General features: G+C 72.0%; 16 protein-coding genes and 1 riboswitch. Of the genes, 6 read left to right on the top strand and 10 right to left on the bottom strand.

Features of this window, described 5'->3' with window-relative positions; all coding sequences use genetic code 11:
• Positions 1–25: 25 nt before the first annotated feature.
• Together ABZ873_RS20730 and ABZ873_RS20725 are read right to left on the bottom strand one after the other, a co-directional pair.
• Complete coding sequence (locus ABZ873_RS20730; protein WP_360873927.1) at positions 26–769, bottom strand: enhanced serine sensitivity protein SseB C-terminal domain-containing protein; 744 nt, start codon at positions 767–769, stop codon at positions 26–28.
• Positions 770–953: 184 nt separating this feature from the next.
• A complete protein-coding gene (locus ABZ873_RS20725) occupies positions 954–1,580 on the bottom strand; it encodes an AAA family ATPase (protein WP_360874018.1) in 627 nt (208 codons plus the stop codon).
• A 234-nt stretch (positions 1,581–1,814) separates the two neighbouring features.
• Positions 1,815–1,917, top strand: a riboswitch (glycine riboswitch).
• 171 nt (positions 1,918–2,088) lie between these two features.
• Here ABZ873_RS20725 and gcvT point away from each other — a divergent pair.
• The 5 genes from gcvT (at position 2,089) to ABZ873_RS20700 (ending at position 7,191) form a co-directional block, all read left to right on the top strand.
• Entirely contained in the window at positions 2,089–3,204 is a 1,116-nt protein-coding gene (gcvT, locus tag ABZ873_RS20720; protein WP_360873924.1) for a glycine cleavage system aminomethyltransferase GcvT, read from the top strand.
• Between the two features lie 111 nt (positions 3,205–3,315).
• Positions 3,316–3,696 carry a glycine cleavage system protein GcvH gene (gene gcvH / locus ABZ873_RS20715; RefSeq protein ID WP_360873921.1) on the top strand — a complete coding sequence of 127 codons (381 nt, stop codon included), beginning with the start codon at positions 3,316–3,318 and terminating at the stop codon, positions 3,694–3,696.
• 15 nt (positions 3,697–3,711) lie between these two features.
• Entirely contained in the window at positions 3,712–4,968 is a 1,257-nt protein-coding gene (gene glyA, locus ABZ873_RS20710) for a serine hydroxymethyltransferase (RefSeq protein ID WP_360873918.1), read from the top strand.
• Between the two features lie 240 nt (positions 4,969–5,208).
• Entirely contained in the window at positions 5,209–6,591 is a 1,383-nt protein-coding gene (locus tag ABZ873_RS20705) for an L-serine ammonia-lyase (RefSeq protein WP_360873915.1), read from the top strand.
• A 96-nt stretch (positions 6,592–6,687) separates the two neighbouring features.
• Positions 6,688–7,191, top strand: coding sequence for a hypothetical protein (locus ABZ873_RS20700; protein WP_360873912.1), 504 nt, complete (start codon positions 6,688–6,690; stop codon positions 7,189–7,191).
• A 10-nt stretch (positions 7,192–7,201) separates the two neighbouring features.
• On the opposite strand, the gene ABZ873_RS20695 is transcribed toward ABZ873_RS20700, so the two are convergent.
• Positions 7,202–7,852 (bottom strand): dihydrofolate reductase family protein, encoded by a 651-nt coding sequence (locus tag ABZ873_RS20695; RefSeq protein ID WP_360873909.1) that lies wholly within the window; start codon positions 7,850–7,852, stop codon positions 7,202–7,204.
• Positions 7,853–7,949: 97 nt separating this feature from the next.
• Here ABZ873_RS20695 and ABZ873_RS20690 point away from each other — a divergent pair, with 97 nt between their 5' ends.
• The gene (locus ABZ873_RS20690) at positions 7,950–8,507 is read left to right on the top strand and encodes a PadR family transcriptional regulator (RefSeq protein ID WP_360873906.1); all 558 of its coding nucleotides are present in this window, start codon (positions 7,950–7,952) and stop codon (positions 8,505–8,507) included.
• Positions 8,508–8,580: 73 nt separating this feature from the next.
• Here ABZ873_RS20690 and ABZ873_RS20685 read toward each other — a convergent pair whose 3' ends face one another.
• The 7 genes from ABZ873_RS20685 to ABZ873_RS20655 all read right to left on the bottom strand — a co-directional run bounded on the left by ABZ873_RS20685 (position 8,581) and on the right by ABZ873_RS20655 (position 14,935).
• Positions 8,581–8,793 (bottom strand): EF-hand domain-containing protein, encoded by a 213-nt coding sequence (locus ABZ873_RS20685; RefSeq protein WP_360873903.1) that lies wholly within the window; start codon positions 8,791–8,793, stop codon positions 8,581–8,583.
• Between the two features lie 135 nt (positions 8,794–8,928).
• The gene (locus ABZ873_RS20680; protein WP_360873900.1) at positions 8,929–10,113 is read right to left on the bottom strand and encodes a YncE family protein; all 1,185 of its coding nucleotides are present in this window, start codon (positions 10,111–10,113) and stop codon (positions 8,929–8,931) included.
• Positions 10,110–10,913 carry a polysaccharide deacetylase family protein gene (locus ABZ873_RS20675; protein WP_360873896.1) on the bottom strand — a complete coding sequence of 268 codons (804 nt, stop codon included), beginning with the start codon at positions 10,911–10,913 and terminating at the stop codon, positions 10,110–10,112. Before ABZ873_RS20675 ends, ABZ873_RS20680 begins: the two co-directional genes overlap by 4 nt.
• A gap of 363 nt (positions 10,914–11,276) precedes the next feature.
• Entirely contained in the window at positions 11,277–11,789 is a 513-nt protein-coding gene (locus tag ABZ873_RS20670) for an ATP-binding protein (protein WP_360873893.1), read from the bottom strand.
• Between the two features lie 247 nt (positions 11,790–12,036).
• Positions 12,037–12,804, bottom strand: coding sequence for an enoyl-CoA hydratase-related protein (locus ABZ873_RS20665; RefSeq protein WP_360873890.1), 768 nt, complete (start codon positions 12,802–12,804; stop codon positions 12,037–12,039).
• Positions 12,805–12,890: 86 nt separating this feature from the next.
• Positions 12,891–14,108 carry an Ig-like domain-containing protein gene (locus ABZ873_RS20660; RefSeq protein WP_360874015.1) on the bottom strand — a complete coding sequence of 406 codons (1,218 nt, stop codon included), beginning with the start codon at positions 14,106–14,108 and terminating at the stop codon, positions 12,891–12,893.
• 212 nt (positions 14,109–14,320) lie between these two features.
• Positions 14,321–14,935 carry a L,D-transpeptidase family protein gene (locus ABZ873_RS20655; protein WP_360874012.1) on the bottom strand — a complete coding sequence of 205 codons (615 nt, stop codon included), beginning with the start codon at positions 14,933–14,935 and terminating at the stop codon, positions 14,321–14,323.
• Positions 14,936–14,999 lie beyond the last annotated feature (64 nt).

Genomic DNA, 14,999 nt, shown 5'->3' with positions numbered 1-14,999 from the left:
GGAGAGGTAACCAGCTTAAGCGGCCCTACGGGAGGTAGAAGGGGCGTACGCGCTCACGAATCCAGTCCGTGACCGGGTCCTCGGCAGCGTCCAGGAGGATCAACTGGACCGGCCACGGCGGCCGGACACGCTCCAGGGCCCGCTCCAGCGCCCGCATCGGGGCCTCGCGCATCTCGGGCTCCCATCCCATCAGGCGGACACCCACGAAGAGCTGCGGCGCCTCGCCCTCCACGCTGGCGAGGCAGCGGTGGGCGGAGCCGACCACACCGGTGGCGCGGAACTCCTCGGCCGCGGCGGCCAGGAAGTCCACCGGGTCCTCCTGCCAGTCCGGCTCGAAGAGGCGGACGCGACCACCGGTGGCGGGCCCGTCGAGGGGGGTCCGGCCGGCGCGGCAGAGCTCGGCGACCGCGGGCGGCGGGAGCGGGACGCCGACGGCGCCCTCGGGGTTCACGGCGATGCCGAGCTGCGGGGGCAGGCCGCGGGCGAACTCGACCGCCGGGGCCACCGCGAAGTCCGTACCGGGGCCGACGCAGGCCAGGAACTGGGACGCGGAGCTGTAGACCGGTACGTAGGCCGCACCGCCGATGTCCATGGTGGGCAGGGTCAGCCCCTCGGCCCCGCCCTGCTCGGGCCCGCCGCCACCGGGCAGCGGCACCCACAGCCGGCTGCGGCCCAGCACCTCCAGGATCCGGCCGCCGGCATCGGGCTGCCCGAGGGCCGCCCCGAGCACCTGCTCCAGCTCATTCTCCGGCCAGCCACTGCCCTGCATGTCCCCCGCCTCCGCACTCCACTGCCTGTCGCCCCGCAGGCTACCGGCCCGGCGCCCTGTTCAGCCCCTCCGCCCTCCGCGGAGCGCAGATCCAGCCCCTCCGGCGTTTGAGGAGCGGGTCCGGGCAGAGCCCGGCAACGGCGCCGCACCGGCCCGGCCCGGCCCGCCCCGCCACACCGACCGCTCAGGCGTGGAACGCGATCCGGTCCACCGACGCCGCGGAGCCCCGGTCCAGCAGAACCACCGACGCACAGCCCCGCGGCGGCACCCCCGCCTCCGCCCCCCGCAGCAACCGCCCCACCGCATGCCGGTGCCGCGCGAACGCGTACGCCGAGACCCGCCGCCCCCGGGCCGCCTGCCCGGACAGCGCCTCCTCGGGACTGCTGTCCAGCAGCAGCAGGTGCAGCGCCCGCCCCCGGCGCCGCGCGGCCGCCGCGAGCAGCCCGCGCACCCAGCTCTGCGTACCGCAGTCGTGCACGACGACCGAGGCCCCGGAGCGCAGGATCCGCCACAGCCCCCAGTAGTGCGCGACGCGCACCAGCGGCCGGTACACCGCGTACGGCAGCGCCCCCGGCATCCGCCGCTCCCAGCGCTCGCGCGTGTTCTGCGAGTCCACCGCCCCGCCCTCCGGCGCGGCCCGCTCGATCAGGGTGCTCTTGCCGCCGCCGGGGAGCCCGGAGACCACGACGATGTCCCCCGCGGCGAAGCCGAGCCGGCGCGGCCCGTGCCCCGCCGCCCCGCGCAGGTCCCGCACGCGCCCGGCGCCCGCCGCCGCGCCGCGCCCGTGCGCACCGCGCCGCTGGGCCGGCACCGCCTCCACGGCCCCTGTCGTCGCCACCACTCCGAATCTCCGCACAGTGCTCGCCTTCCCCCGCATCGGGTCACCAGGACCCTTCCCCACCGAGTGTAAAGAGACGGTAATCCGGCAGCTACGGTTCCGCGGGGCCCGTTCGGAGAGGCGTACGAACTTTCGGACCCGCACCCCCGATCAGGGACATGCCGTGCAATGATGTGCGCCATCTGGACCAACTGCATACCGGCCGCTTGAATCCGCGCGGGAGAGTCCCGGCACGCCCGACGGCGTGCGCGGGCGCCGAAGGAGCAAGAACCTCCCTTGAATCTCTCAGGCCCCGTACCGCGTGGATGAGGCAGATCTGAAAAGCGAGCCGCGCGGCGGCTCCACCCAAGGTGCAAGTCAAGAAGACCGGTGATCGGACGATCGGCGGAACTCTCGGCGAACCTCTCAGGTTCCGATGACAGATGGGGAGGAACGTCCTCGTCATGTCATGTCGATGCCCTGGGACCCGGGAGCCACACCCATGAGCACTGCCCCCCGCCTGACCGCCCTCGATGCGCTGCACCGCTCGCTCGGTGCCACCATGACCGACTTCGCGGGCTGGGACATGCCGCTGCGGTACGCCAGCGAGCGCGACGAGCACAACGCCGTCCGCACCCGGGCCGGTCTCTTCGACCTGTCCCACATGGGCGAGATCACCCTGACCGGCCCGGAGGCCGTCAAGGCCCTGGACTACGCGCTGGTCGGCAACATCTCCACGGTCGGCGTCGGCCGGGCCCGCTACACGCACATCTGCCAGGAGGACGGCGGGATCCTCGACGACCTGATCGTCTACCGCCTCGGCGAGACCGAGTACATGGTCGTCGCCAACGCCTCCAACGCCCAGGTCGTCCTCGACGCCCTCACCGAGCGCGCGGCCGGCTTCGACACCGAGGTCCGCGACGACCGGGACGCCTACGCCCTGATCGCCGTGCAGGGCCCGGAGTCCCCCGGCATCCTCGCCTCCCTCACCGACGCCGACCTGGACGGCCTCAAGTACTACGCGGGGCTCCCGGGCACCGTGGCGGGCGTGCCCGCGCTGATCGCGCGTACGGGCTACACCGGCGAGGACGGCTTCGAGCTGTTCGTGGCGCCCGAGCACGCGGTGCAGCTGTGGCAGGCGCTCACCGAGGCCGGTGCGGGCGCGGGCCTGGTCCCGGCCGGCCTGTCCTGCCGGGACACCCTGCGGCTGGAGGCGGGCATGCCGCTGTACGGCCACGAGCTGACCACCGCCCTCACCCCGTTCGACGCGGGGCTGGGCCGGGTCGTGAAGTTCGAGAAGGAGGGGGACTTCGTGGGCCGCGCCGCGCTGGAGGCCGCCGCCGAGAAGGCCGCCGGCAACCCGCCGCGCAAGCTGGTCGGCCTGATCGCGGAGGGCCGCCGCGTCCCGCGCGCGGGCTTCCCCGTGGTCGCCGGCGGCGAGGTGATCGGCGAGGTCACCTCGGGCGCCCCGTCCCCGACGCTGGGCAAGCCGATCGCGATGGCCTACGTGGACGCGGCGCACGCCGCGCCCGGGACCTCCGGTGTCGGCGTCGACATTCGCGGTACGCATGAGCCGTACGAGGTCGTGGCGCTGCCGTTCTACAAGCGGCAGAAGTAGCTCCGCGCACCGCGTCCGCCGTACGGGCAGCCCGTACGGCCCGTACGGTGCCGTCTCAGTACCCAAGACCGCAGTTCGTATCCACTCCCCCGCATCCAGGAGAATCAGGCCATGAGCACCCCCGAGAATCTGCGTTACACCAAGGAGCACGAGTGGCTGTCGGACGTCGTGGACGGCGTCGCGACGGTCGGCATCACGGCGTTCGCGGCCGACGCGCTCGGTGACGTCGTCTACGCCCAGCTCCCCCAGGTCGGCGACACCGTCACCGAGGGCGAGACCTGTGGCGAGCTGGAGTCGACCAAGTCGGTCTCCGACCTCTACTCCCCGGTCTCCGGCGAGATCGTCGAGGCCAACCAGGACGTCGTGGACGACCCGGCGCTCGTGAACACCGCCCCCTTCGAGGGCGGCTGGCTGTTCAAGGTTCGCATCTCGGAGGAGCCCAAGGACGTGCTCTCCGCCGAGGAGTACACCAAGCTCACCGCCGGTAACTGACCCCAGGGGATCCTGATGTCCGTACTGAACACCCCGCTCCACGAGCTCGACCCCGACGTCGCCGCGGCCGTCGACGCCGAACTCGTGCGCCAGCAGTCCACGCTCGAAATGATCGCGTCGGAGAACTTCGCCCCGGTCGCCGTCATGGAGGCCCAGGGCTCGGTCCTGACCAACAAGTACGCCGAGGGCTACCCCGGCCGCCGCTACTACGGCGGCTGCGAGCACGTCGACGTGGTCGAGCAGATCGCGATCGACCGCATCAAGGCGCTGTTCGGCGCCGAGGCCGCGAACGTCCAGCCGCACTCCGGTGCGCAGGCGAACGCCGCCGCGATGTTCGCGCTGCTCAAGCCGGGCGACACGATCATGGGCCTGAACCTGGCCCACGGCGGTCACCTGACCCACGGCATGAAGATCAACTTCTCCGGCAAGCTCTACAACGTGGTCCCCTACCACGTGGACGAGTCCGGCGAGGTGGACATGGCCGAGGTCGAGCGCCTGGCCAAGGAGTCCAAGCCGCAGCTGATCGTCGCCGGCTGGTCCGCCTACCCGCGCCAGCTGGACTTCGCCGCCTTCCGCCGCATCGCGGACGAGGTCGGCGCGTACCTGATGGTCGACATGGCGCACTTCGCCGGCCTGGTGGCCGCGGGCCTGCACCCGAACCCGGTGCCGCACGCCCACGTCGTCACCACCACCACGCACAAGACCCTCGGCGGTCCGCGCGGCGGTGTGATCCTGTCGACGCAGGAGCTGGCCAAGAAGATCAACTCCGCGGTCTTCCCCGGTCAGCAGGGCGGTCCGCTGGAGCACGTGATCGCGGCCAAGGCCGTCTCCTTCAAGGTCGCGGCCTCGCCCGAGTTCAAGGAGCGCCAGGAGCGCACCCTGGAGGGCGCGAAGATCCTCGCCGCCCGCCTGGTCCAGGACGACGTCAAGGCCGTGGGCGTGGACGTCCTCACCGGCGGCACCGACGTGCACCTGGTCCTGGTCGACCTGCGCAACTCCGCGCTGGACGGGCAGCAGGCCGAGGACCGCCTCCACGAGGTCGGCATCACGGTCAACCGCAACGCCATCCCGAACGACCCGCGGCCCCCGATGGTCACCTCGGGTCTGCGGATCGGTACGCCGGCGCTCGCCACCCGCGGTTTCGACGCGGAGGCGTTCACCGAGGTCGCCGAGATCATCGCGCAGGCGCTCAAGCCCGCCTACGACGCCGAGGCCCTCAAGGCCCGCGTCTCGGCCCTGGCCGAGAAGTTCCCGCTGTACCCGTCGCTCTAGCGGTGGGGTGGAAGGGCCCGGCCTGCGCACCGCACAGGGCCGGGCCCTTCCCCTTTGCCCCCGCGCCTCCCGGCGGCGCGGGGCCCGGCTCCGGCCGGTCACGTCGGTGTCATCCTCGCCACCCCTTCCCACAGCCGGGGTGTTCACCGCACCGCGTTAAGCTCGTCTGTCGGACATAATCCGAACAATCCCCCCTCCTGCCCCCTCCCACCCCACGAGCAGACTAGGGAGCCCCCAACCGTGGCCATCTCCGTCTTTGACCTCTTCTCCATCGGCATCGGTCCCTCCTCCTCCCACACGGTCGGCCCGATGCGGGCCGCGCGGATGTTCGTCACGCGGCTGAAGAAGGACGGCCTGCTGGCCCAGACCGCCGCCGTACGCGCCGAGCTCTTCGGCTCGCTCGGCGCCACCGGCCACGGCCACGGCACCCCCAAGGCGGTCCTGCTGGGCCTGGAGGGCCACTCCCCGCGCACCGTGAACGTGGAGACCGCCGACGACGAGGTGGAGCGCATCCGCAAGAGCGGCCGCCTGCGGCTGCTGGGCGCCGAGATAGGTGACGGCCACGAGATCGCCTTCGACGAGCCGAACCAGCTGATCCTGCACCGCCGGCGCTCCCTGCCGTACCACGCGAACGGCATGACGCTCTTCGCGTACGACGAGGCCGGGACCCCGCTGCTGGAGAAGACCTACTACTCGGTCGGCGGCGGCTTCGTCGTGGACGAGGACGCGGTGGGCGAGGACCGGATCAAGCTCGACGACACGGCCCTGCGCTACCCCTTCCGCTCCGGCGACGAGATGCTGCGCCTGGCGAACGAGACCGGCCTGTCGATCTCCTCCCTCATGCTGGAGAACGAGAAGGCGTGGCGCACGGAGGAGGAGATCCGCGAGGGTCTGCTGGAGATCTGGCGCGTCATGCAGTCCTGCGTCTCGCGCGGCATGTCCCGCGAGGGCATCCTCCCCGGCGGCCTGCGCGTCAAGCGCCGCGCCGCGGCCACGGCGCGCCAGCTGCGCACCGAGGGCGACCCGATGATGCACCGCAGCGAGTGGACGACGATCTACGCGATGGCGGTGAACGAGGAGAACGCGGCCGGCGGCCGCGTGGTGACGGCCCCGACCAACGGCGCCGCGGGCGTCCTGCCGGCCGTCCTGCACTACTACATGAACTTCGTCCCGGGCGCGGACGAGGACGGCGTGGTCCGCTTCCTCCTGGCCGCGGGCGCGATCGGCATGCTGTTCAAGGAGAACGCCTCGATCTCCGGTGCCGAGGTCGGCTGCCAGGGCGAGGTCGGCTCGGCCTGCTCGATGGCGGCGGGCGCCCTCGCCGAGGTCCTGGGCGGCACCCCGGAGCAGGTGGAGAACGCGGCCGAGATCGGCATGGAGCACAACCTGGGCCTGACCTGCGACCCGGTCGGCGGCCTGGTCCAGATCCCCTGCATCGAGCGCAACGGAATGGCGGCGGTCAAGGCGGTCACGGCCGCCAAGATGGCCATGCGCGGCGACGGCTCCCACAAGGTCTCCCTGGACAAGGTCATCAAGACCATGAAGGAGACGGGCGCCGACATGAAGATCAAGTACAAGGAAACCGCCCGCGGCGGCCTGGCGGTCAACGTCATCGAGTGCTGACCCTGGGCGGGTGAGGCGGAGCGCGGAACCGTGGGGTCCGTGGCGGCGTCTGTATCTGTGCCATCAGTCCCCGTCTCTCGGAATCGAGGGGACCACATGATCCACACACGTCTTCGGCGGTTCGTGGCTCTGGCCTCCGGTGCGCTGCTTGCCGCCGGGCTCGCGTTCGCCTCGCCCGCCTCCGCCTCCTCGCTCTCCGCCGCCCCTGCCGCGCAGACGCCGCTCGTGGTCAATGCCCGGTGGGGCGGGCACGCCGGTTTCGACCGGATCGTCGTCGACCTCCAGGGCGGCTCCCCCGGAGTCACCGTCACTCCCGTCGCACAGCTGCGGTACGACGGTTCCGGGCAGCCCGTGCCGCTCGCCGGGCGGTACTTCCTGGAGATCCGCCTGCACCCCGCTGCCGCGCACGACGACGCGGGGCACAGCGTCTACCAGGGGCCCAAGCTCCAGAAGATCCCGCTCGGCAAGCTCAAGGGGCTCGCCCTGACCGGCGACTACGAGGGGTACGTGACCTTCGGCGCCGCCTTCGACACCCTCCCCTACTACCGCGCCTACGCCCTGCACGCACCGGAGCGGCTCGTCGTGGACATCGCCCACTGAGCCGTAGGCCCTACTTCCGCCAGAACAGGTGGTGGACGACCCCGCTCCCGCCCGGACTCGGCACGACATCGCGGTGGAAGCGGTCGAGCAGGTCCTCGGGGGACTCCCACAGCCGGCTGCCCGAGCCGAGCTCCACCGGTGAGACCGCCACGTGCAGGGTGTCCACCAGGTCCGCGTCGAGGAAGGCGCGGACCGTGGTGGCCCCGCCGCCGAGCCGGACGTCCTTGCCCCCGGCCGCCTCGCGCGCCATGGCCAGGACGGTCTCCGGGTCCGCGTCCACGAAGTGGAAGGTGGTGTCGGAGAGCGTGAAGGACGGGCGCGGGTGGTGGGTCAGGACGAACACCGGCGTGTGGAACGGCGGCTCCTCGCCCCACCAGCCGCGCCACTCGTGGTCGGCCCAGGGCCCGCGCTGCGGGCCGAATTTGTTGCGGCCCATGATCTCGGCGCCGATGTGGTGCGAGAAGTCCCGGGTGAGGTAGTCGTCGAGACCGCGGCTGCCGCCGGGTGCGGTGCGGTTCGGCCAGCTCGCGGTGGCCCCCGCCCAGGCGAACATGGTGCCGGGATCGGCATGGCCGAAGGGCCGCTCCAGGCTCTGGTGCTCCCCGGCTCCGAAGCCGTCGCGGGAGACGTTGAAGTTCTGGACCCTCAGCAGTTGCGGCACGGGCTTCCTCCGGTCGGTTCGGTGACGGTGACGTTGCTCACGCGGGGCCCGTCGGGGCCCGTCGGGAGCCGTCCCGGGCAAATCTAGGATGGGCGGCATGTCCCTGCCGCACGCCATCCTCACCGCGCTGCTCGAAAAGCCCTCGTCCGGGCTGGAGCTGACCCGGCGGTTCGACAAGTCGATCGGGTACTTCTGGTCCGCCACGCACCAGCAGATCTACCGCGAGCTGGGCCGGCTGGAGGAGTCGGGGCTGATCCGGGCACTGCCCAGCGAGGTGCCCGTACGGGGGCAGAAGAAGGAGTACGAGGTCCTGCCCGCGGGCGGTGCGGAGCTGGCCCGGTGGGTCGCCGAGAGCCAGGACCCGAAGCCGATGCGGGATCCGCTGCTGCTGCGGATCCGGGCGGCGGGTGTGGTCGGGCCGCAGGGGCTGGGTCCCGAGCTGCGGCGCCATCTGGAGCTGCACCGGCGCCAGCTGTCCCAGTACGAGGCCATCGAGGCGAAGGACTTCCCGCCCGGCCGGGACGCGGTGGAGGACCGGCTGCGCCGGCTCGTGCTGCACGGCGGGATCGCCCTGGAGACGTTCTGGCTGCACTGGCTGGAGGAGGCCCTGGCCGAGGTCGGCGACATGGAGGACCCGCCCGGCCCGGCGGCCTGACACGGGTACGCTCCCGCCCCCGGGGCCGGAGGCCGGGGAGCGGGAGCGCGGGAGACCGCGTGTCCGCGGGGAACTACTTGTTCAGGGCGGCCCAGAACTCGTCGAAGCTCAGCAGGCCGTCGCCGTTGGCGTCCTTGGAGGCGACGACGGAGTCCGCCACCGCCGGGCTCACGTGGGCGTCGCCCATGGCGCGCATCGCGGCGCTGTACTCGTCGGCCGTGATGAAGCCGTCACCGTTCACGTCGAACCTGTCGAACGTAGCCCGTGCGCTCTCGATGTCCGCCACTGGGTCCACCCCTTCTTGGTGCTTGTTGACCGGCTCAGGGTAGCGGCACCCGGGGCGGGCGGGCCCCCCGGGTCCGGCCGGGGCGGACCCGCCGGGATCCGCGGCGCGGGCCCGGCAGGATCCGGAAGCGACGGCCTAGCGGAAGATGCCCGTGTGCCCGAGCGAGTAGCGGCCCGGCTGCGGGTAGACCGCGAGGCCGTGGGGGCCGCCGCCCACCGGGATCCGGGCGAGTTGCTTGCCGGTGGTGGTGTCGACGGCGTACACCTCGCCGTTGTAGCGCCCGGAGAGCCACAGGACCTTGCCGTCGGCGGAGACGCCGCCCATGTCGGGGCTGCCGCCGTCGGGCAGGGTCCACTTCTTGGTCAGCTTCTTCTGCGGGAAGTTGTAGACCGAGATGGTGCCCTCGCCGCGGTTGGAGACGTACATCTCCTTGGAGTCGCGGCTCACGTACAGCCCGTGGCAGCCCTTGCCGGTGGGCAGCAGCTTGGGCGTCTCGAAGCTGTCCCCGCCGAGCACCCACATGCCGTGGGCCATCATGTCCGCGACGTAGAAGGTCTTGCCGTCCGGGGAGACCTTCACGTCCTGCGGCATCGCCCCCTCGAAGGGCAGCTTCTGCTGGCCGATGACCTCCATCTTCTCCGTGTCCACCTTGAGCAGCTCGCCGGAGAACTCGCAGCTGACGATGAAGTACCGGCCGTCGGCGGAGAAGTCGGCGTGGTTGACGCCGAAGCAGGAGACGGGGACGGTCTTCACCCGGTCCATGGTGTGCGGGTCGCGGAAGACCAGCTCCTTGTCCAGGGAGGCCATGACGACGGCGTACTTGCCGTTGGGCGTGAAGTACAGGTTGTACGGGTCGTGCACCTCCACCGGCTTGCCCGCCTCGCCGGTGGCCGGGTTGATGGGGGTGAGGGTGTGGCCGCGGTTGTTGTTGACCCACAGGGTCTTCAGGTCCCAGGAGGGGACGACGTGCTGCGGCTGGACGCCGACCGGGATGGTGTCGATGACCTGGTAGGTCTCCGGGTCGATGACGGACACCGTGTTGGAGTTGGTGTTCGGTACGTAGACCCGGGAGGGGAAGTCCTTCACCACCGGGGAGAGCTTGTTCGGGCGGTCCGCCGCGTAGACGTCGTTCGGGTCGAGGAGCGGCGGCATGCCCGGCAGGCCGGGCGGGGCGGCGGGCACGGCCTTGGCGGGCGCGGCCGGGGCCTTGGAGCCCAGGGCCTCGGCGGGCCCGTCCGACGATCCGCAGCCGGCCAGGGCGGCGAGGGCCAGACCGGCCAGCAGCACGGCGGCGTTGCGGTGGAGGCGGGTGGTGGTCATGGCGTCAGCAGCTCCGTGGTGGTCACCGCGCGCAGCTGGCGGCGCGCGAGTTCTTCGAGGAGGGAGGGCATCGCGTCGACCGTGTCCGCGTAGCCGAAGTGCAGGCTCACCACCGATCCGGGGCGGATCGTCCCGGTGACGTTGCGGAGGACGGCCGCGGCGCCGGGCGAGGTGAAGTCGAGGGAGTCCACGTCGTACGAGAGGACGTGCGGGTAGCCGGCCCGCTGGGCCAGCCGCCGGACGAGCGGGGTGGCGTACTGGGTCTGGGAGGGCCGGAACCAGGTGCCGATGGAGCCGGTGAGCCGCTTGAGGCGCTGCGCGCATCCGGTGATCTCGGCCAGCGCCTCCGCCTCGGGCAGCTCGTTGAGGGCGAGGTGGCGCTGGGTGTGGTTGCCGAGCTCGTGGCCGCCGTCGAGGATCCGGCGGGCCATCTCCGGGTGGGCGTCGAGCCAGCTGCCGATCGCCAGTACGGTGATCCGCGCGCCCCCCTTCTCCGCCGCGGCCAGCACCGCGCGCGCGACGGCGGGGTCCCCGTTGCCGTGGAAGGTGAGGGCGACCCGGGAGCCGTCCCGGGGGCCGTGGGCGATCTCGGCGGGCTGCCCGGGGAACCGGCGCGGGGCGGCGGCCGGAGCCGCCCGCGCGGGGCGGGCCGGCCCGGGAGGCGGGGACGAGGCGGCGGCGGAGGCTCCGGCGGCGGGGCGGCCCGGCCCGCAGCCGGCGGCGAGGGCGGCCGCCGCGCCGAGACCGGCCGCGCGCAGGGCCGTGCGCAGGGCTTCGCGGCGGTCTGGAAGTGAGAGCACCTGCCCATTTAAGTGCGCGATGACCCGGAAGATAACGATTGACCCATTTCGGGACGCCCCCCACAAACGGCCGAACGAGGGGTCTCATCGCCATGTGATCAACGATTTACTCAGAGCAGTCGATACTTATTCATGGATTGCGAGGTGCGTGGCCCACCTCACCTAGGATTTAGCTAGAAAGTCTTATGATTTGCACACTTATGTCCGAGTAGGGACTTTTGGCGTTCGGGCGCGCGTCTGCCATAGTCGGAACCACGACTTCCCCATTGACCCGAGCGAAGTCCTTACGCCGAGGATCACACCCCCTTCGATCCTCGGCGGACCCATGAAGCCCCCACCCCGCCCAACCGGCGAGCGGGGGCTTCAGGCGTTCTGGCGGTCGGCCACCCGCATCTCGAACCAGGTGATCTTGCCGCGCGGCAGCAGATCGGCGCCCCAGCGGTCGGACAGCTTGTCGACGAGGAAGAGGCCGCGGCCGGTGGTGTCCAGCTCGTGGACCGGCATCAGACAGGGCAGCCCGCGCGAGGGGTCGCGCACCTCCACCCGGATCCAGCCGCGCCGCCGCAGCAGCCGTAAGCCGAAGGAGCGGGCGCCGGTGTGGCGGACCGCGTTGCCGACGAGTTCGGAGACCAGCAGGACGGCGTGCTCGGCGATCTGCGGGGAGAGCCCCCAGAGGCGGATCACCACGCACTGGGTGAGTCGGCGGGCGGTGCCCGCCGATTCCGGCATGGACGGCAGGGTCACTTCCGCCTCGGCCGGATTCCCGTACAGCTCCAGCGCCTTGAGACCCTGTTCGTCCCCAAGGGCCGCCGTGAGCCGTACCGCCGAAGCACCACCGCGCTGCCGCGGCTGTTCCACACCCTCCAGGCCCGCCATGGACCCATCATGGACGGCCCGCCCGCCCCGCCGGGCCGTTCCCCGCGAATACGCCCCCTGGCGCGCACCGGTCCGCGGGGGTGCCCCGAGGGGGGCGGGAGGCCGCCGGAGGGGTCTCGTACCGGCCCTGAACTGCTGTGACGCACCGCAGGGAAGCGATCACAGCGAGTGGATCACTCCGCGCGCTTAAGGCTGCCTTAAGCCCTGGCTAATCCACCCCCAGGGAGGACCGCCGGACCGGACCCCCTCAGACGAACTTCGCCTTGCCGGGCCCCTCTTCGACGAAGCTGCGCATACCGCGCTCGCGGTCCTCGGTGGCGAACAGCCCCGCGAACCAGGTGCGTTCGATGGCCAGACCGGTGTCGATGTCGGCCTCCAGGCCCGCGTCGACGCACTCCTTGGCGGCGCGCAGCGCGATGGCCGGGCCCTGCGCCAGCTTCGCGGCCCAGGCGTGGGCCTGCTCGTAGACCTCGGCCGCCGGGACCACGCGGTCCACCAGGCCCAGGGTCAGCGCCTCGTCGGCCTTCACCATGCGGCCGGTGAAGATCAGGTCCTTGGCCCGGGAGGGGCCGACCAGCCGGGACAGCCGCTGGGTGCCGCCCGCGCCCGGGATCAGACCGAGCAGGATCTCGGGCTGGCCGAGCTTGGCGTTGTCGGCCGCGATCCGGTAGTCGGCGCAGAGCGCCAGCTCGCAACCGCCGCCCAGCGCGTAGCCGGTGATGGCCGCGACCACGGGCTTGGGGATACGGGCGACGGCGGTGAAGGCGTCCTGGAGGCCGCGGGACCGGGCGACCATCGCCGCGTGGTCCATCGTCTGCATCTCCTTGATGTCCGCGCCCGCCGCGAACACCTTCTCGCCGCCGTAGAGGATGACCGCGCGGACGTCGGCCCGCTCGGTGGCCTCCACCGCGAGCTCGCGCAGCCGGTCCTGGGTGGCGATGTCCAGGGCGTTCATCGGCGGCCGGTCCAGGCGGATCGTGCCGACGCCTTCGGAGACTTCGAGAGAGAGGGTCATACGGCTCAGGTTAGCGCCGGTTAACGTGAAGTGGCCCGGTGCTGTCAGTCACAGCACCGGGCCACGCGCACCTGAGGAGCGGTCTCCTACTTGATCCACTCCGCCCACGGCAGGTTCCAGCCGTTGAGGCCGTTGTCCGGGGCGATCTCCTTGTCCTTGGAGTTCTTCACGATGACCACGTCGCCGATCAGCGACTCGTTGAAGAACCAGGCGGCGGGCGCGTTCGGGTCGCCGCCGCCGCGCTGGTCGCGCAGGCCCACGCAGCCGTGGCTGACGTTGGCGGAGCCGAAGGTACCGGCGGAGGCCCAGTAGTTGCCGTGCACGAAGGTGCCCGACTGCGACAGGCGCATGGCGTGGGGGACGTCCGCGATGTCGTACTCGCCGCCGAAGCCGACGGTCGCGCCGTTCATCCGCGTGACCTCGTACTTCTCGCTGATGACCATCTGCCCGTTGTACGTGGTGGTCGAGGGGGCGCCCGCGGTGATCGGGACGGTCTTGAGGACCTGCCCGTCCCGGACGACCTGCATCTGCTTCTCGCTCGCGTCGACGGTGGAGACCTGGGAGCGGCCGATGGTGAAGTTCACCGTGCGGGTCTGCTTGCCGTAGACGCCGGGCCGGCCCTCGACTCCGTCGAGGGAGAGCTTCACGGTGACCTTGGTGCCCGCGGCCCAGTAGTTCTCGGGGCGGAAGTCGAGGCGGTCGTTGCCGAACCAGTGGCCCTCGATCTGCACGGGCGGCTCGGCCGTCACCGTGATGGCCTTCTCCACGGCTTCGGGGTTGGTGATGCCGCGGGTGAAGTTGATGGAGACCGGCATGCCCACGCCGACGGTGGCGCCGTCCTCGGGGGTGTAGTGGCCGACGAAGGTGTTGGTCGGGGTCAGGGTGGTGAAGCTGGTGTCCTTCGCGGACTCCCGGCCCGCGTCGTCCTTGGCGACCGCGTGCACCTTGTACTCGGTGGCCGAGGCCAGGTGCCGGGCCGGCTCCCAGCTGGCGCCGTCGGCGGCGAGCTTGCCCTCGACCGCGTTGCCCTTGGTGTCGGCGACGGTCACCGTGGTGAGCTTGCCGCCGGAGCTGGTGATCTTCAGGATGCCGCTGGTGGCGACCTCCTTGGCCCCGTCGTCGGGCTTGACGCTGACGACGGCCTTGGACGCCTCGGTACCGGTCTTCGCGCCGCCCCCGGCGTTGTCGGTGCCGCCACCGCCGCCGTTGCCGCCACCACCGCTGCACGCCGTGGTGAACAGCAGGGCCGCCCCCAGCAGAAGGGCCGGCAGGCCCGCACGGGCGCGGCCGCGTATCGGCTGCAGGTTCACTCGTGTTCTCCCCATGTCCCCCGCGCGCGGACAGTCGCGCGCATGTCGACAGGTAATCACACGGGAGGATCACGACGAGCCACGGTCTTGTCACCGTTCCGTCCCAACTGCGGGGACCGGGCCGCGGGGTGCGGAAGGGGCTCTGACCTCGGCGGGGAGCCCGGCCCGGGCCCGTGTCGGAGCCCGTCCCGGGCCCGGCCCGGGGCTCAGTCCTCGGTGCCGGGTTTGGTGCCCCAGACGTAGACGGCGTCGCCCTCCGTGAGCAGGTCCCAGAGCCGGGCCGCGTCCGGCTCGGTGAGGTTCACGCAGCCCGCCGAACCGCCGTACCCGTAGAGGGAGCCGGGGGTGCCGTGCAGGGCCTGGCCGCCGTCGAAGAACTGGGCGTAGGGCATGGGTGAGTCGTAGAGCGTGGAGACGTGGTGCCTGCTGCGCCAGTACACCTCGTGCCAGCCGGGCCGGGTCTCCTGGGCGTCGCGGCCGGTCCGGATGGGCACGGGCGGGAAGACCACCCGGCTGCCCCGCTGCACCCACAGCAGTTGCCGGTCCATGTCCACGCAGGTGACGCGGTGTTCGCGTACGGGGCAGTCGCCCGCGGCGTTGGGGTCGGGGCGGGCGGTCACCACGAGCATCGTGCGGTAGGTGGCCACGCCCGGGTAGCCGTCGGCGGGGCTGACCCCGTGCTGCCGCTGGAAGGCGCGGACCGCGGTGCAGTCCCCGGCGGACTGCGTCCCGTCGACCGGGCGGCCGAGGTGGGCCTCCAGCTCCCGCTGGTAGGGGCCGGTACCGGCCGTGCAGGCGCTCTCCGGCGCGGGTTCCGCCACCGCCCCCGGCGCGCAGGCGCTGGTGCCGCTGCTGCTCGGGGCGGCGCTGCTCGTGCTGTTCGTC

This window comes from Streptomyces sp. NPDC047014 (genome assembly GCF_040644195.1).
Taxonomy (GTDB): domain Bacteria; phylum Actinomycetota; class Actinomycetes; order Streptomycetales; family Streptomycetaceae; genus Streptomyces.
The sequence above is the reverse complement of the archived record's forward strand: the minus strand, read 5'-3'. Positions and strand labels throughout refer to the sequence as shown.